General features: G+C 33.6%; 16 protein-coding genes, 6 tRNA genes and 1 riboswitch. Of the genes, 21 read left to right on the top strand and 1 reads right to left on the bottom strand.

The features are described 5' to 3' along the window. The first annotated feature begins 74 nt into the window (after positions 1–74). From KEC48_RS08135 to KEC48_RS08075, 13 genes are all read left to right on the top strand, one after another. Positions 75–854, top strand: coding sequence for a ZIP family metal transporter (locus tag KEC48_RS08135; RefSeq protein WP_087358132.1), 780 nt, complete (start codon positions 75–77; stop codon positions 852–854). Between the two features lie 43 nt (positions 855–897). Further along, on the top strand, positions 898–1266 hold the full coding sequence (locus KEC48_RS08130) for a metal-dependent transcriptional regulator (protein WP_211965306.1): 369 nt from the start codon (positions 898–900) through the stop codon (positions 1264–1266). An 88-nt stretch (positions 1267–1354) separates the two neighbouring features. Beyond that, positions 1355–2788, top strand: a complete 1434-nt coding sequence (locus KEC48_RS08125) for a S41 family peptidase (protein ID WP_211965305.1) — start codon at positions 1355–1357, stop codon at positions 2786–2788. Positions 2789–2800: 12 nt separating this feature from the next. Further along, positions 2801–4777, top strand: coding sequence for an excinuclease ABC subunit UvrB (uvrB, locus tag KEC48_RS08120; protein WP_087358135.1), 1977 nt, complete (start codon positions 2801–2803; stop codon positions 4775–4777). Then, complete coding sequence (locus KEC48_RS08115) at positions 4774–6117, top strand: HD domain-containing protein (protein WP_211965304.1); 1344 nt, start codon at positions 4774–4776, stop codon at positions 6115–6117. The genes uvrB and KEC48_RS08115 overlap by 4 nt, the downstream gene beginning before the upstream one ends. Then, complete coding sequence (uvrA, locus tag KEC48_RS08110) at positions 6104–8929, top strand: excinuclease ABC subunit UvrA (protein ID WP_205089275.1); 2826 nt, start codon at positions 6104–6106, stop codon at positions 8927–8929. The genes KEC48_RS08115 and uvrA overlap by 14 nt, the downstream gene beginning before the upstream one ends. A 10-nt stretch (positions 8930–8939) precedes the next feature. Beyond that, entirely contained in the window at positions 8940–9875 is a 936-nt protein-coding gene (hprK, locus tag KEC48_RS08105) for an HPr(Ser) kinase/phosphatase (protein ID WP_087358138.1), read from the top strand. Next, positions 9872–10687, top strand: coding sequence for a prolipoprotein diacylglyceryl transferase (lgt, locus tag KEC48_RS08100; protein ID WP_211965303.1), 816 nt, complete (start codon positions 9872–9874; stop codon positions 10685–10687). The genes hprK and lgt overlap by 4 nt, the downstream gene beginning before the upstream one ends. 77 nt (positions 10688–10764) lie before the next feature. Next, the gene (locus tag KEC48_RS08095; protein WP_087358140.1) at positions 10765–11826 is read left to right on the top strand and encodes a hypothetical protein; all 1062 of its coding nucleotides are present in this window, start codon (positions 10765–10767) and stop codon (positions 11824–11826) included. Between the two features lie 67 nt (positions 11827–11893). Then, positions 11894–12063: riboswitch (Lysine riboswitch) on the top strand. A 60-nt stretch (positions 12064–12123) separates the two neighbouring features. Further along, positions 12124–12951, top strand: a complete 828-nt coding sequence (locus KEC48_RS08090; RefSeq protein WP_087358141.1) for a transporter substrate-binding domain-containing protein — start codon at positions 12124–12126, stop codon at positions 12949–12951. Between the two features lie 3 nt (positions 12952–12954). Next, complete coding sequence (locus KEC48_RS08085) at positions 12955–13677, top strand: amino acid ABC transporter permease (RefSeq protein WP_211965302.1); 723 nt, start codon at positions 12955–12957, stop codon at positions 13675–13677. Between the two features lie 8 nt (positions 13678–13685). Then, entirely contained in the window at positions 13686–14429 is a 744-nt protein-coding gene (locus tag KEC48_RS08080; protein ID WP_283092229.1) for an amino acid ABC transporter ATP-binding protein, read from the top strand. Positions 14430–14508: 79 nt separating this feature from the next. Beyond that, positions 14509–15381 (top strand): MerR family transcriptional regulator, encoded by an 873-nt coding sequence (locus tag KEC48_RS08075; protein ID WP_211965301.1) that lies wholly within the window; start codon positions 14509–14511, stop codon positions 15379–15381. Positions 15382–15391: 10 nt separating this feature from the next. On the opposite strand, the gene KEC48_RS08070 is transcribed toward KEC48_RS08075, so the two are convergent. Next, the gene (locus KEC48_RS08070; RefSeq protein WP_205089272.1) at positions 15392–15730 is read right to left on the bottom strand and encodes a hypothetical protein; all 339 of its coding nucleotides are present in this window, start codon (positions 15728–15730) and stop codon (positions 15392–15394) included. Positions 15731–15833: 103 nt separating this feature from the next. On the opposite strand from KEC48_RS08070, the gene KEC48_RS08065 reads away from it, so the two are divergent. The 8 genes from KEC48_RS08065 to KEC48_RS08030 all read left to right on the top strand — a co-directional run bounded on the left by KEC48_RS08065 (position 15834) and on the right by KEC48_RS08030 (position 18095). After that, the gene (locus tag KEC48_RS08065) at positions 15834–17021 is read left to right on the top strand and encodes a PLP-dependent aminotransferase family protein (protein WP_211965300.1); all 1188 of its coding nucleotides are present in this window, start codon (positions 15834–15836) and stop codon (positions 17019–17021) included. 58 nt (positions 17022–17079) lie between these two features. After that, the gene (locus tag KEC48_RS08060; RefSeq protein ID WP_087358147.1) at positions 17080–17421 is read left to right on the top strand and encodes a hypothetical protein; all 342 of its coding nucleotides are present in this window, start codon (positions 17080–17082) and stop codon (positions 17419–17421) included. A gap of 95 nt (positions 17422–17516) precedes the next feature. Beyond that, positions 17517–17592: transfer RNA gene (locus KEC48_RS08055), tRNA-Asn, on the top strand. A 7-nt stretch (positions 17593–17599) separates the two neighbouring features. Then, positions 17600–17675: transfer RNA gene (locus tag KEC48_RS08050), tRNA-Glu, on the top strand. Positions 17676–17678: 3 nt separating this feature from the next. Then, positions 17679–17754 (top strand) — tRNA-Val (locus tag KEC48_RS08045). A gap of 9 nt (positions 17755–17763) precedes the next feature. Further along, positions 17764–17839, top strand: a tRNA-Thr gene (locus KEC48_RS08040). Between the two features lie 7 nt (positions 17840–17846). Then, positions 17847–17922 (top strand) — tRNA-Lys (locus tag KEC48_RS08035). An 89-nt stretch (positions 17923–18011) separates the two neighbouring features. Next, a tRNA-Leu gene (locus tag KEC48_RS08030) sits at positions 18012–18095 on the top strand. Positions 18096–18289 lie beyond the last annotated feature (194 nt).

Here is an 18289-nt window from a genome sequence, read left to right as displayed (position 1 = left end):
ATTTTTTATCATATATTTTGAAAGATAAAATGATATATAGTAAGATAATGCCTAAAGAAAAGAGGTGTTAAAACATGAATACATCTGTTTTGATTGGTATTATGATCCCATTTATTGGGACAACATTAGGTGCGGCCTGTGTTTTCTTTATGAAACAAAAAATGGATAATCGTGTTCAAAAAGTTCTGCTGGGATTTGCTTCTGGAGTGATGATTGCTGCTTCAGTCTGGTCACTTTTGATTCCAGCTTTAGATATGTCAGCAAGTTTAGGAAAATTATCTTTTATACCTGCGGCAGTTGGTTTTTTATTGGGAATTTTCTTTCTATTATTTTTAGATCGTACTATTCCACATATGCATTTGGATCATCAGGTAGAAGGAAAGAAATCTCACTTGCAACGTACAACAATGTTAATTTTAGCAGTCACAATGCATAATTTTCCTGAAGGGATGGCAGTTGGAGTTGTTTTTGCAGGAGCCTTGATGGGAAATAGTGATGTTTCTATTGCTGGAGCAATTGCCTTATCATTGGGTATTGCGATACAGAATTTTCCAGAAGGGGCTATTATTTCTATGCCGTTAAAAAGTGAAGGAGTGTCTAAAGGAAAAGCCTTTATGTATGGTACTTTATCAGGTATTGTTGAACCTATGGGCGCTATATTAACGATTGTCCTGTCACAGTTTTTTGTGCCGATCTTGCCTTATCTGTTATCTTTTTCCGCTGGCGCAATGGCATATGTCGTTGTAGAAGAGCTGATTCCTGAAGGTTCACAAGGTACACATTCAAATATTGCGACAATTGGCTTTGCGATTGGTTTTGTTATCATGATGATATTAGATGTAGCATTAGGCTGATGAGTTGTGCTATAATGATATAAATTGATATGAGGTGACAAAAATGGACTTGCATGAATCAGGTGAAATGTATTTAGAAACGATTTTAATTTTAAAGAAACAAAATGAATATGTCCGTTCTATTGATATTGCACATACCATGGATTTTTCTAAACCAAGCGTATCACGTGCAATCAAATTTTTAAAAGAATCTCAATTGATTGTTGTAGATGATAAGGGATATATTGATTTTACTGATGAAGGACGTCGTATTGCAGAAAAAGTATATAATCGTCATCAGATTTTAACGGCTTTTTTGATTTCTATTGGTGTAAGCGATAAACAAGCTGAAGATGATGCTTGTCGTATTGAACATATTATTAGTGATGAAACACAACAATGTATTCAAAATTTTTTAAAGAAGCAGTCTTAGGATTGCTTTTCTTTGTTTCAAGAAAATAGTGGCTTGTGAGTTAAAAAAATGATGAATCTATGGTAGAATAAGAAAATGAGGTGGAAATATGGATGATTTTCAGTTTGAGTATGATCAAAAAAAGAAAACAAGATTAAAAAAAGGACCTATATGTGTTCTTATGTGTATCATATGTTTAATGATAGGTGGAGTTGCTGGCTATTTTATACATGGCTTTCAAATGAGTTATCATCACGATGAGAGTGATATTTATAATGAAATTGCTCAAATTATTGAAAGTGATTTTTTGGATACCAGTGATTCCAAAATGAGTTTGCAGGAACGTATGCTAAGTGGTATGGTTTTAGCTTTAGGAGATCCTTATTCTTCTTATTTATCATTAGAACAATCACAATCTTTAAATGCATCTATTAATGGGACATTTGAAGGTATTGGTATTACTTTTACAATGGTTGATGATGGGGCTATTGTTTTAGATGTTTATCAAGATACACCTGCTAAAAAAGCAGGAATTTTAAGTGGTGATATCATCACTCATATTGAAGGAACATCTATTGCAGGATATAGTTCTGATAAAGTCAAAGAAATGATTCAAGGGGAAAAGCAGAGTCAAGTCAAGTTACGTTTGTTGAGAAATGGAAAAATTCATGAAGTGACAGCAGTTCGCCAAAATGTGGATACTTCTGTTGCTTCTTCCATTATGACAATCAATCATCAATCAGTTGGTTATTTGCGTATTGTGACTTTTGGTGAGAATATAAGTGAAAATATAGAAAAGATTTTGCAGGAGATGAAGGCACAGAATGTTGAAAAAATCATTATTGATTTAAGAGATAATAGTGGTGGTTATTTAAATGCGGCACAAGAAATTTTAGACTTGTTTATACCTAAAGGGCAGATTCTTTTCTCTTTGGAAGATAAGGATGGAGAGAGTAAAGAATATAAAGCGACAAGTCGGGAAAAATATGTTTTTGAACAGGGTTATATATTTGTCAATGATCAAACAGCAAGTGCTTCAGAAGTATTGAGTGCTGGATTAAAGGAAAACTTGGGTTATCTTCTGGTTGGGGAAACAACTTATGGAAAAGGGGTTGCGCAAACACAGGTGACTCTCTCTCAATCAGCAGTTTTAAAATATACTCATGAAAAATGGTTGACACCACATGGGACATGGATTAATGGAACAGGGTTAAAACCGGATTATGAGGTTAGTACAACAAGTATTCAAGATTTTCATTTTGGTGAAATGACAACATCTTATCAATATGATGATGTTGATGATAATATTCAATATATGCAAGAAATGTTGAAAGCATTAGGGTATCCTGTAGAACGGCAGGATGGATATTTTTCAAAACAAACAACAAAAGCCTTACAGGCATTTGAAAAAGATTATCATTTAACACAGGATGGTGTGTATTCTACCAATGACCGATTTATTTTATTGAGTGCTTTAACTTATCATTTATATCAAGAAAAAGAGGATGCTTATTTACAAAAAATGAATCAATTGATTCAATAGGAGGTGATAAGAATGGAAAAATTTAAATTGGTTTCGCAGTACTCTCCAATGGGAGATCAGCCTACAGCTATTAAGCAACTTGTCGAAGGTATACGAGCTGGTAAAAAAGAACAGGTTTTATTAGGGGGAACAGGAACGGGAAAAACTTTTACCGTTTCTAATGTGATTGCACAGGTGAATAAACCGACACTGGTTCTGGCTCATAATAAAACTTTGGCAGGGCAGCTGTATTCGGAATTGAAAGAGTTTTTTCCGGAAAATCGTGTAGAGTATTTTGTTTCTAATTTCGATTTTTATCAGCCAGAGGCTTATATTCCTAAAAGTGATACTTATATTGATAAAAATGCAAAGACAAATTATGAAATTGAAATGTTACGTTCCGCAGCAATGAATTCTTTGTTAGAAAGAAGGGATACCATTGTTGTGGCTTCAGTGGCTTCAATTTATGGATTGGGAAATCCAGAACAATATCGTGAAATGATTTTTTCTTTACGTGTAGGACAAGAGATTGATCGTCGTGAACTGTTGACTTATCTTGTTGATCGTCAATATCAAAGAAATGATATTGAACAGTCTAAAGGAACTTTCAGAGTACGTGGAGATGTTATTGAAATTGTACCCGGACATACAGAAAGCTGGTTGATTCGTATTGAACTGTTTGGGGATGAAGTAGAAGGAATCAGTGAGGTTGATCCTTTAACAGGAAAGGTTTTAGGACGTTATAAAACATATACGATTTATCCAGCATATGGTTATGTGACGAAAAAAGAACAGATGTTACGCGCCTGTGACACGATTTCAGAGGAATTAAAGGAGCGTCTACAATATTTTAAAGATGCGATGAAACCTTTGGAATATGAACGTCTTGATCAACGTACCAGACATGATATTGAGATGTTAAGAGAAGTAGGAATGTGTCCCGGTATTGAAAACTATTCTCGTCATATTGATGGACGTCTGGCAGGACAGCGACCTTATACACTGATTGATTATTTTCCAGATGATTTCTTGATGATTATTGATGAGAGTCATGTGATGTTACCACAGGTGAGAGGGATGTTTAATGGGGATCGCAGTCGAAAAGAAACGTTGGTTGAATATGGTTTTCGTTTACCAAGTGCTTTGGATAATCGACCATTGCGCTTTGAAGAATTTGAAGATATTATTCATCAAGTCATCTATGTTTCAGCAACACCGGGTGATTATGAATTAGAAAAAACTCATGGAGAATATGCTGAACAGATTATTCGACCAACAGGATTATTAGATCCAATTATTGATGTTCGTCCAACAAAAAATCAGATTGATGATTTGATTGATGAAATTCATGAACGTATTGAAAAAAATGAACGTGTGCTTATTACAACACTGACAAAACGTATGGCTGAGGATTTAAGTGCCTATTTAAAAGAAGTAGGGTTAAAGGTGGCTTATTTACATTCAGATACGAAGACTTTAGAAAGAACGGAAATTCTAAGAGATTTAAGACTTGGTAAATATGATGTTTTAGTAGGTATCAACTTATTAAGAGAAGGTTTAGATTTGCCAGAAGTTTCACTTGTCTGTATTTTGGATGCTGATAAAGAAGGTTTTTTAAGAAGTGAACGTTCTTTGATTCAGACGATTGGTCGTGCGGCTAGAAATGCGAATGGAAAGGTTATTATGTATGGAGATCATATAACAGAATCTATGCAAAAAGCAATTGATGAAACCAATCGTCGTCGTCAGATTCAAGAAGCTTATAATAAGGAACATCATATTATTCCACAAACAATTCATAAGGAAATTCATGATTTGATTCAAGGAAAGGAAACAATGGAGGAAGCTTCATCGTTGCTTCAAAAAGGTAAGAAAGCGACAAAACAGGCGAAAAAGAAATTGATTGATGATTTAGAAAAAGAAATGAAAGAAGCGGCGAAAGTTCTTGACTTTGAACGTGCAATGGAATTAAGAGATATTATTTTAGAACTTAAAGGTGAAAAATCATGAAAATAGATGTTCTCGCAAAAACTGTTTTTGATGATATTATAAGTCATGGTGGTCAAGTTTATATTGTAGGCGGATCAGTGCGTGATGATGTCCTGGGATGTCAGGATCTTCATGATATAGATGTAGAAGTTTATCATATTTCATATCAACAACTTTGTGATATTTTACAAAAATATGGGCAAGTCAATACTTTTGGTCAGTCTTTTGCGATTGTTCAATTGGATACTTTACCTCATTATGATTTTGCTTTACCACGTCAAGAAAAGAAAACAGGTGTCAAACATCAAGATTTTGAAACAATGATTGATCAAAATTTACCAATAGAAAAAGCCATTTTAAGACGTGATTTAACGATTAATGCTTTAATGTATGATTATCAACAAAAAAAGATTATTGATTTATGTCATGGTTTAGATGATATCAAACATCATATCATCCGTTGTGTTGATGCTTCACGTTTTATTGAAGATCCATTACGTGTTTTAAGAGTGGCTCGTTTTGTCGCAAAGCTACAATTTCAAGTCGATAGCCAAACTAAAGAGCTTTGTCGACAAATGGTTTCTCAACATATGTTAGATCATTTGTCTGTTGAAAGAATTTATCAAGAATATTGTCAAATCCTTATGACAGACATGCCTTCACTTGGATTTCAGTTTTTAAAAGAAATCGGGGCCTTACCACCTTATTTACAAGCCCTCACAACAACGCATCAACGCTTAGATTATCATCCTGAAGGTGATGTCTTTACGCATACCATGCTAGTCATTGATGTAGCTAGTCATGTCAAGCAAAAAACTGATCATCCTTTATGGTTTATGTGGGCATGTTTATTACATGATATTGGTAAGCCACTTGTCACAACAAGTGATGGTCATGCGCCATTACATAATGAAGCAGGTGTTCAAGTTTTTCATGGTGTGCCTTTGATTACTTCTAAAAAAGAAAGACAATATATTTCAACAATGATTATGTATCATATGCATTTAATGAATATGTCACGTCATCAAGCCAGAGATATATCTTATTTAAGGTTATTAAAGAAAATTGATGGGAAAGTTTCAATGAATGATTTGATTTATATCAGCTGTTGTGATAAGTTAGGTAGAGGAAAAGTTGCCCAAGAACAATATGATGCTTTTTGGACTTTTATTCAGGATAAACAACAGCGCTTAGGGTGCCAGGCGATACCTGCTTTGATAGATGGTCATGATTTGATTGAATATGGTTTCCATAATCATCAATGTTTTAAAGATATGCTGGAAGAAGCTTATAATTTACAGTTACAGGGTTATAGTAAGGAAAAGATATTAAGGAGTTTGAAAAAGTATGAACAAAGATAAAATTATTATCAAAGGTGCAAGAGTAAATAATTTAAAAAATATAAATGTTGAAATTCCACGTGATCAATTGGTAATTATGACGGGATTATCAGGGAGTGGAAAAACCTCTTTAGCCTTTGATACGATTTATGCCGAAGGACAAAGACGCTATGTAGAATCTTTAAGTGCCTATGCCAGACAATTTTTAGGTGGAATTGAAAAACCGGATGTCGATAGTATTGATGGTTTATCTCCTGCCATTGCGATTGATCAGAAAACAACTTCTAACAATCCACGTTCAACAGTTGGAACGGTGACAGAGATTTTTGATTATTTAAGACTCCTTTATGCCAGAGTTGGTCATGCTTATTGTCCAACTCATCATGTTTTGATTGAATCACAGACGATTAAGCAGATGGTAGATACCATTGATCAGTATGAAGATGGCACAAAATTACAAGTTTTGGCAAGAATGTGTCGTAATCAAAAAGGAACGCATAAGGATTTATTTGAACAGCTTGTTAAAGATGGATTTTTGCGTGTCAAAGTGGATGGAGAAATGCGTCTTTTAGATGAAGATATTGTTTTGGATAAAAATAAAAAACATAATATTGATGTTGTGGTGGATCGTATTATTAAAAAAGAAGGATATCGTTCACGTTTGGCTGATTCTTTAGAAACAGGATTAAAATTAACAGGGGGAGAAGTAATTGTTGAAAACTTGAATGAAAAAACAGAAAAGCTTTTTTCTCAACATTTGGCTTGTCCTTATTGTGGATTTAGTGTTCCTAAATTAGAACCACGTTTATTTTCTTTTAATAACCCTTTAGGTGCTTGTCCAGATTGTAAAGGAATTGGTGTGAAAAATGAAGTTGATAATGATTTATTGATTCCAGACTGGTCATTAAGTATTAATCAAGGTGGTATTCGTTATTTTAAGACATCAGTAGGAACTGATCGTATTGAATGGCAGAGATTTCTGGTTTTATGTCGAGAATATCATATTGATTTAGATAAACCACTTAAAGATTTTAGTAAGAAAGAATTAGATATTATTTTATATGGTTCTGATAAACCTATTACATATACATTACAATCAAGTTCAGGTAATGTTTCTAAAACAACCAAACCTATTGAAGGTGTGAAAACATTGATTCAAAGACGTTATGAAGAAACAACATCGTCATGGTCTAAAGAATGGTATGCGTCATTTATGGCTGAACATACTTGTCCGACATGTCAAGGTAAACGTTTAAATGAACAGGTTTTAAGTGTTCAGGTAGGTGGTTTAAACATCAGTGAATTTACAGATATGTCCATTGAAAAAGCTTTGGACTTTGTACAGAACTTAAAACTGAATGAAACGGAAACAAATATTGCCAGATTAATCATCAAAGAAATCAAAGATCGCTTGACTTTCTTAAATGATGTCGGTTTAGGATATTTGACTTTATCCAGACGAGCAGGTGGTTTGTCTGGAGGAGAAGCGCAACGTATTCGTTTAGCAACACAGATTGGTTCACGTTTAACAGGTGTTCTTTATGTTTTAGATGAACCATCAATTGGTTTACATCAGAGGGATAATGAAAAGTTAATTAAAACGCTTTGCAATATGCGTGATTTAGGTAACAGTGTGATTGTTGTTGAACATGATGAAGATACGATGCGTGCTTCTGATTATATTATTGATATTGGTCCGGGAGCAGGTGTTCATGGTGGAGAAGTTGTGGCTGCTGGAACCCCAGAAGAAGTGATGAAGAATCCCAATTCTATTACTGGAAAATATCTTTCTGGTGAATATAAGATTCCAGTTCCTAAAAAACGTCGTAAAGGAAATGGCTTATTTGTAGAAGTCAAAGGGGCTAAGGAAAATAATTTGAAGAATATCAATGTGAAATTTCCATTAGGAAAATTTGTTTGTGTGACAGGTGTTTCAGGAAGTGGAAAGTCAACATTGGTTAATGAGATTTTATGTAAAGCGATGCGTGCCAAATTGTATCATTCTAAAGAAAAGCCCGGTAAACATAGAGAAATATTAGGACTGGAAAATGTTGATAAAGTGATTGAAGTGTCACAAGATCCTATTGGACGTACACCACGTTCCAATCCAGTCACTTATACAGGGGTCTTTGATGATATTCGTGAATTATTTGCGAAGACACCGGAAGCCAAAATGCGTGGATATGATAAAGGACGTTTTTCTTTCAATGTGAAAGGTGGGCGTTGTGAAGCTTGTCAAGGTGACGGGGTCAAACGTATCAGTATGCACTTTTTACCAGATGTCTATGTTCCATGTGAGGAATGTGGTGGTAAGCGTTATAATGAAGAAACTTTACAAGTTACATATAAGGATAAAACAATCTACGATGTTTTGGAAATGACGATTGAGGATTCATTGTCTTTCTTTGATAATTTACCTCGTATTCGTTCTAAATTACAAACAATCTATGATGTAGGGTTAGGTTATATTAAATTAGGACAAAGTGCAACAACATTGTCCGGTGGTGAAGCACAGCGTGTCAAACTGGCTAGTGAATTACAAAAGAAAGCTACAGGAAAAACGGTCTATATTTTAGATGAACCAACGACTGGTTTACATAGTCATGATGTGGCACGTTTAATTGAAGTTTTAAATCGTATTGTTGATCAGGGCGATACTGTGATTGTGATTGAACATAATCTGGATGTGATTAAAGTTGCTGATCATATTATTGATTTAGGATTGGAAGGTGGCGATAATGGTGGTACAATTGTTGTATCAGGTACACCAGAAAAAGTTGCTGCCTGCCAAAAAAGTCATACAGGACGTTTTTTGAAAATGGTTCTGGAATAGGAGGAAAATCATGGGAAAGTCAGTCAAAATCAAAGATCTATTAAAACCGACTTTGTTTCATCAAGTATCAGGGGATGAAACAGCGTTGGAAAGAGAGGTTTTTGTGCCAGAAATGAATCGTCCTGGTTTTGAATTAGCAGGATTTTTCAAGCACACTGATTTTAGAAGAATTATATTATTTGGTGAAAAAGAGATTTCTTTCGTGAAAGAAATGAGTAAAGAATCACAGTTAGCTTGTTTTTCTAAACTGGCTAATGATGAAACACCTTGTATCATTATTGCGAAAGGGTATGAATGTCCAGAAATATTAAAAAATATAGCCATCAAAAGAAATTTTCCAATTTTTGAAACAACACAGGCGACAGGACGTGTTTCCATTGATTTAACAGGAACATTGGATGAAGCTTTAGCTGCTGAAACATTGATGCATGGTGTTTTCTTAAATATTTATGGAAAAGGTGTTGTGATTCGTGGTGATAGTGGTATTGGGAAATCAGAGATTGCATTAGAACTAATTAAGCGTGGACATTTTCTAATTGCAGATGATGCTGTAGAACTTTATCATATTGGTCAAGGTATTGTGGGACGTGCACCAGAAGTCTTACGAAACTTATTAGAAATACGTGGGATTGGTGTCATTGATGTTTCTAAGATGTTTGGGGTGGCATCTGTTTTACCAAAGGATAATGTTGATTTGATTATTCAGTTAGAACGCTGGTTACCTTCACGTGAATATACGAGAATTGGGATGGAAGAAGATGATGTGATGGAAGAAATCTTAGGAATACAAATTCCTAAAATTGTCGTGCCAGTCACTGGTGGAAGAAGTATGTCGGCCATTATTGAAGCTGCTGTGATGAATATGCAATTAAAAGATTCTGGATTTGATTCAAGTAAAGAATTTGTGAATCGTATTCTTGATAATATCAAAAATAAATCGTCATGACATTTTTTGAAGATTTTTCAACGTTTGTATCCATTGGACCGATTCACATTCAATGGTATGCGGTATGTATTCTCACAGGAGCCTGTATTGCCTATTTTCTAGGTCAATATCGCTTTAAGCAGTTAGGCTATGCTTCATCTATTCTATCTGATTATTTCTTTGCTTTATTGTTGATTGGTATTGCTGGAGCAAGAATCTGGTACGTTATTTTTACTTTTAATGAAATGTATGCCACTTCGCCTTTAGAGATTTTTGCGATATGGCATGGTGGTTTGGCTATTCAAGGAGGTATTATTGCCGGACTGATTTATAGTTATTATTTCTTTAAAAAGCATGATATTCCCTTTTTCATTGCCGGTGATGCAATTATGCCGGGCGTATTAATTGCACAGGCCTTTGGTAGATGGGGTAATTTTTTCAACCATGAAGCCTTTGGAGGAGAAGTCAGTTTACAATTTTTACAGTCCTTACATCTTCCTCAATTTATTATTGATCAAATGTATATTCAAGGAGCTTATCATCATCCAACCTTTCTGTATGAATCAATTGGTAATTTAATGGCTTTTGTTTTGATTGTTTTTGTCATTCGTCGTTTTCAAAAGCATGTTGGTATTCAATTCTTTAGTTATTTCTTATTTTATGGATTGGTTCGTTTTCCAGTGGAAGGATTACGTACTGATAGTTTGATGTTTGGACCGATTCGTATGGCACAGCTGATTTCGGTTGTTTTTGTGGTCGTTGGTATTGGTGGTATTCTTTATCTCCATTTCAAAGGAAAACCTATCAGTTATATTGATAAAAATGTGGAGTGATTCACATTTTTTTCTTTTTTCTATTGTTCATGAATATTTCATATAAAGAGCGTATAATCAAAATATGAGGTGATTTTATGCATAACTCTGCAAAGAAGATTATTAAACAATATCATGATAATCAGGAGGTTTATCGTTCTTTAAAACATGATATAGAAGATATTTTTACACGTATTATTGAAACGCATCATTTTCGTATTTCTAATATGGCTATTAGAATTAAAAGTGAAGATGCTTTGATGAAAAAGATTACTTACAAGAATAAATATCAGGATATTTCACAGATTACTGATGTTGTTGCATGTCGAATCATTACTTTGTTTGAAAATGATGTTGATCGTATTTATGAATGTGTTAAGGATAATTTTGATATTGTTGAATATAATGATAAAAGAAAAAAGAATTATGATGATCGTATTGATTTTGGATACAATTCTTTACATTTATTGATTAAATTTAATGATGAAAGATGTCAGCTCATAGAGTATTCAGCTTATCAGGATATTGTCTTTGAATTACAAATTCGTACAACATTACAACATTCATGGGCTGAAATTGAACATGGTTTAGGATATAAATCACAATATGAGATTCCTAAAGATATTCGTAGACGATTAACACGTCTTTCAGCATCATTAGAATTGTTAGATGAAGAATTTGTACAGATTGCAAAAGAAGTGGATGAATATAATAAAGGAATTGTACATATTGAAAAAGTTTTAAAGACGGATATTAATGCTAATTCTTTAGCTCAATATGTCAATACATCACCACGTATTAATAATATTTTAGAAAAATTGCATACAGAATTTCAATTTCAGTTTGAACGTGATTCTGAATTGATTTCACAATCTCGTATTGTTCAAAGATTTCATTATATGGGATATACCTATATTAATGAACTAGATGATTTTGTGGAAAATCATCTTAAAGAGATTGAATGGCTTTCTCGTGAACGAATTGAAAATTATAAAGAGCATCAAAAAATTAATATCTACAATGTTTTGATTTGGATTTCGTTGGTGATGCTGGCAAATGAGGGATCAGCTGATCCAGAGAACATTTTTACTCAGGAAAGTATTGAACGTTTACAAGTTTTAAAAGAATTGATTGAAGAAAAACAGATGAGTGTGTCATAAAATAAGTGAAAACATGTGAAAAAACGTTGACATGAATCATAAAACGGTATAGGATAAAAAAGAAAATAAAAGAATTAGAGGCAGCAATGCATCAGAGTACCATTGGGAGTTGGCAGACTGTGAACAATGGGAAAGGTAATCATTGCCGAAAGGTAGTTATTGGCAAATAATTATCTTGGGGTTATAGGAAAGACTTATAACACTCCTTCATCGAGGTGGAGAGGCGCTATTAATATGATCAATAGTCGTGTTAATAGCACGACTTTTATTTTTAAATAGAATAGAGGAGAGATAAAAATGAAAAAGATTGGAAAAACTTTAATAGCTATGGCGATGGTTTCATTGTTGTTTGGATGTGGTGGTCAACAACAGGAAACAGCTGAGAGTGAACAATTTGTGGTAGGAATGGAATGTTCCTATGCACCATTTAACTGGCAGACAAGTCAAGAAAGTGAAACAACTGTATCATTGGGGAATGCTGGTTATGCTGATGGTTATGATGTACAGATTGCTAAAAGAATTGCTGATGATTTAGGAAAAGAATTGGTGATTAAGAAAATTTCATGGGATGGATTATCAGTGGCTTTGGAATCTGGAGAAATTGATGCCATTATTGCAGGAATGACAGCGAATGAAACAAGAGAAGAAGGTATTGATTTTACAACACCATATTATGATAGTGAAGGTATGATTATGATTGTACGTAAAGATGGTGAAGAAGCTAAGTTTACAGATATTCAACAATTCAGTGGTAAAAATGTTGTTGGGCAAAAAGGAACAAATTATGATGATGTCATTGATCAGATCAAAGGTGTTCATCATGCTACAGCAAAAGCCACTTATCCTGAAATGGTTGTTGCTTTACAACAGGGAGATGTTGATGGAATCACTGCAGAAATGGCTGTTGCTGAAGGTGTTGTTTCAGCCAATAAAGATTTAACAATTGTACATTTTGATGAAGGAAAAGGTTTTGAATGTGATACAACAGTATCTATTGGTTTAAAAGAAGGAACAAGAGATAGTGAATTCTTTAAACAGGTACAGGCATCTTTAGATAAAATTACTCCAGAAGAAAGAAAACAATTAATGACTGAAGCTGTGAATAGACAGCCAGCAGGAGAATAATTTATGAGTATTGATTTTGTAAAAGCATGGGAAATATTTATTGAAAATATTCCTTTGTTTACTTATGGTATTCAAATTACTTTATTATATGCCATTGTTGGGACAGTTTGTGGTTTTCTTATAGGGTTAGTTGTAGGTGGTATTAGAGCTATTGAAATCAATGACTATGATTCTCCATTCAGTCAATTACTTAAACGTTTTGGAAAACTGATTACAGGTTTTTATATCTGGGTTTTTAGAGGAACACCAATGATGGTTCAAGCCATGTTCTTATATTATTTATTAAAGCCTGCTTTCAATTGGACTCCTTTAGTTGCTGGATTGTTTATTATTTCTATTAATACAGGAGCATATATGGCTGAAATCATTCGTGCCGGTATTCAATCTGTTGATGCAGGACAGAGTGAAGCTGCAAAGAGTTTAGGAATGACAACAAGTCAAACACTTATATCAGTGATTTTCCCACAAGCCATTAAAAATACATTTCCATCAATTGGGAATCAGTTAATTGTCAATATTAAAGACAGTTCTATGTTGAATGTTATTTCTGTAACAGAATTATATTTTCAAACAACATCTGTGGCAGGATCAAATATGAAATATATTGAATGTTTCTTGATTGCTGCAATAATCTATTTATTTTTAACAACAATCAGTACCTTTATTTTAAATTATATCGAAAAAAGATTGAATTCTGAAAAACAAAGCAAGGACTTTTGCAGTTAGGAGATATTATGGATGCAATTATTCAAGTACAACATTTAAAGAAAAGATTTAAACAATTAGAAGTTTTGCATGATATCAATTTTGATATACATAAAGGTGAAGTTGTGACAATTATTGGTTCAAGTGGAAGTGGAAAATCAACATTATTACGTTGTATTAACTTATTAGAACGATTAGATGATGGACATATTTTATATCATGGACAAGATATTTTAGGTCATCATTTTGATGTCAATGCCTATCGTTCTAAAGTTGGCATGGTGTTTCAGGGATTTAATTTATTCAACAATTTAACAGTATTAGAAAACTGTATGATTGGACAAATCAAGGTTTTAAAAAGAAATAAAGAAGAAGCGAAACAAATGGCTTTCAAATATTTAGAAAAAGTGGGTATGAGTGCTTTTGCAAATAAAAGCAGTGTACAATTATCAGGTGGGCAAAAACAAAGGGTTGCGATAGCGAGAGCGTTATGTATGAGTCCTGAAGTTTTGCTTTTTGATGAACCAACAAGTGCATTAGACCCAGAAATGGTTGGTGATGTTTTGAATATTATGAAAGAACTCGCTGATGAAGGTTTGACAATGATTGTTGTCACTCATGAAATGGAATTTGCAAAAGATGTATCAACACGTGTTGTTTTCATGGATCAGGGTGTGATTGCAGAAGAAGGAACACCTGAACAAATCTTCGAACATCCTCAAGAAGAACGTACACGAACATTTTTAAAACGTTATTTAAAAGCAAATGGATAAAGTATCAGAAATGATACTTTTTTTGTTGACATTGACCTAAGGGGATAGTTTATGATGAAAATGGGAGATGAAATGAGATATGAAAATACAGGAAGTTTGCAGTCAATGTCATGTGACAAAAAAAGCCATTTATTATTATGAAAAACAACAGTTACTTCATGTTTATAAAAATCAAAATGGATATCGTGAATTCAATGACGAAGATATTCAAAGATTAAAAGAAATTATGATGTATCGTAGCTGGTCTATCTCTATTGCAGATATCCGTTATTTACTAGATTTAGATATTGATAAGAAAAAAGAATATCTTCAACAGATTTATAAACAAAGACAAAAAGAACTTTCTTATCAACAAGAAAGTTTAAAACAATTACATTGTTTTATTGAAAGTGATAACATGGAAAATTCTTTTTCACTGGATGATATATATCAGATCATGTCCGATAATATTCCTCAACCATTCTTTGATATGTTTTATGAGCATTTTTTACCTTATCTCCATATTCGTATTCATACGCAAAAACAGCAGAAAGCTTATGATTGTATGATTGATTTTTGGGATCATTTCCATATCAAAATACCTTTCTCCTATCGTTTGTTGATGTTGATGTCTAGAATGAATCGTAAACAGTTGAAACAAGTATGGCATGATGTCAATGTATATAAAAATCAATTGTTAGACTCAGAAGATGCCTATGAATCCATTAAGCAAATGGTTATCAAAAACTATGAGTTACAACAAAAATGGTGGTATCGTATATTGAGTTATCCAAATCGTCAGATGAAAATAAGATTAAGAGATAGTGGTTATTATGATATTTTGATACCTGCCATGTGTGAATTATCTGATGAATATGATCGATACTATCATCGCCTTATGGAACTCAATCAAAGAGTTTGTCAAGAACTGCATCTTTATTATGATTCAATGTTTCGGCTTATAAAAAAATAAAGCCGAAGCTTTATTTTTTCATTAAACCATCAGCAAATGATAGTGGAAGTCCAAAAACGATACCAGTATTTGGATTGTCAATACCTCCAACTGAATCATCCACAGTTTTACGGACAAGATCAACTTGACTATCATCAACAATAAAGAAGATGGTTTTGCTTTCTGGACGTGGATTTTCAAGGAATAGACGTAATGATCCTAAAAGATAACTTTCATCAGAATCATCAATCGTTTTAATCATACCGGTTGATTCAATAATAGTTCCTCCACGTACACCTGCTCTTTTTAAGTTCGCAAGCAAATCATCTAAGCAATCAAGTTTATTTAAAACAACAACAATAACCTGCATATTTATCACCACCTAAGTCTATTATATCTCTTGTTTTGATAAATATCTAGTTATTCTCACGAATTTGGTTTATAATAAAACATATGGTAAGGGGGTTTTAATCATGAAATATCAATTTGCTCATCGTATGTTAAATGTTAAAGCATCAGCGATTAGAGAAATATTAAAAGCAACAGCGAATCCGGATGTGATAAGTTTTGCAGGTGGAAATCCTTCGACAGAAGCCTTTCCTGTAAAAGAAATTGAAAAAATATCAGCTGATTTATTAGCCAATCAGCCTATCAGTGTTTTACAGTATGGAATTACTGAAGGAGATCAGGAATTAATTAAACAGGCCACAGCATTTTTTAATCGTCATGAGCAAGTGACGAAAGATGGAGATCAGATGTTGATTACTTCAGGGTCACAACAAATCATGGAGTTTGCAGCAAAGATTTTATGCAATGAAGGAGATGTTGTTGTTTGTGAAAATCCTAGTTTTTTAGGTGCTTTAAATGCTTTTAAATCACTAGGAGCTATGTTGAGAGGGATTACATATCATAATGGACAGTTAGATTTAGAAAAACTTGAAGCAGCTTTATCAATGGAGCCTAGACCTAAATTTATGTACTTAATCCCTAATTTTCAAAATCCAACAGGTATGACTATGTCATTGGATGTCAGACGAGCAGTTTTAAAACTGGCCAAAAAATATGGTGTATTGATTTTAGAGGATAATCCTTATGGTGATTTAAGATTTGGAGGAGAAGCTGTTCCTTCTATGAAATCTTTAGATGAAGATGGTTTGGTGATTTATGCTGCCAGTCTTTCTAAGATTATTGCACCAGGTATGCGTGTAGCATGTTGTATTGCACCTCGTGACATCATTCAAAAAATGGTTGTCGCTAAACAGGCAAGTGATGTTCATTCTAATTTATGGGCACAAAAAGTTATGGCCCGTTATCTTCGTGATTATGATATGAATGAACATATTGATCGTATTTCAAAAATTTATAAAAAGAAATGTCATTTGATGCTGGATGAAATGAAAAGGCATTTTCATCCTGATGTTCAATATACAATACCAACAGGTGGAATGTTTATATGGGTGACATTGCCTGATCATGTTGATATGTTATCGTTTGTTCAAAAGGCATTAGAAAAAAATGTGGCTGTTGTACCGGGAAATGCTTTTTTAGATGATGATACAAAAGAATGCCATAGTTTTAGAATGAACTACTCTACACCAACTGATGAAAAAATTATTGAGGGAGTCAAAATATTAGGTCAAATAACATATGAAATGTTATAAAGTTCGTCATTATTTTTGAATGTTATCATATATAATTGATAAATGGGAGGGAAATTGTATGCCATTTATAACTTTTACAACAACAAAAACATTAACTTTAAATCAAGAAAAAGCACTCAAAGAAAGTGCAGGTCAACTTATTTCTATTTTACCTCATAAAAAAGAAGAAAACTTAATGATTCATATAGAAGATAACCAAGTGATGTATTTTAGAGGACAAGAAATGGAATGTATGAAAATATCTTGTCAATTGTTTCATACAACAGAATATGCACACAAAAAAGAATTTGCTGAAAAACTGTTGAAAGAAGTTGAACGTATTACCAAAATACCTGTAGAACAACAATATCTTTCTATTGAAGAATTTGAAAATTGGGGTAAAAATGGTGAATACTTATAGAAGTCATTTTGACTTCTATATTTTTTTATTGTATTTTGAAAAAAAGACTTGCATTCGATATATGGATATGCTATTATGTTTAAGCAACAAGAAATGCTTGAATAGCTCAGTTGGTAGAGCAATCGGCTGTTAACCGATCGGTCGTAGGTTCGAGTCCTACTTCAAGCGCCATTTTTGTGGCCTGTTGGAGAAACGGTTAACTCACATGCCTTTCACGCATGCATTCACGGGTTCGAATCCCGTACAGGTCACCATATGGAGGTTTAGCTCAGTTGGGAGAGCATCTGCCTTACAAGCAGAGGGTCAGCGGTTCGAGCCCGTTAACCTCCACCATTTTTTTATGCCGGCTTAGCTCAATTGGTAGAGCAACTGACTTGTAATCAGTAGGTTGAGGGTTCAAGTCCTTTAGCCGGCACCATGTTTTTGACCCGCTAGCTCAGTAGGTAGAGCATCTGACTTTTAATCAGAGGGTCAGGCGTTCGAGTCGCCTGCGGGTCACCATTTATATGCGGATGTGGTGAAACTGGCAGACACGCTAGACTTAGGATGTACTGCGCTAGTTACCTGTATATATGAAAAACTTAATAAATGCGAGTGTGGCGGAACTGGCAGACGCACTAGACTTAGGATCTAGCGCCATTGGCGTGCAGGTTCGATTCCTGTCACTCGCACCATTTGTTAATTGCTCTAAAGCCTTTATTTATAAGGGTTTTAGAGTTTTTTTTACTTTACATGAATAGTAAAGCGAACTAGTTTTTTGTCAATGATATGTCCAACACTATTTTTGTGATTAATTTTCATTGCTTTATTTTACTTTTTTCTACTGTTTCTTTTTACTTGATTTTTTGCTGAAATTCAAAAATGTCCA

It is taken from the genome of Clostridium sp. C1, from assembly GCF_018223625.1.
Lineage (GTDB): Bacteria > Bacillota_I > Bacilli_A > Erysipelotrichales > Coprobacillaceae > Allocoprobacillus.
This window is presented reverse-complemented; position numbering and strand designations above follow the sequence as displayed.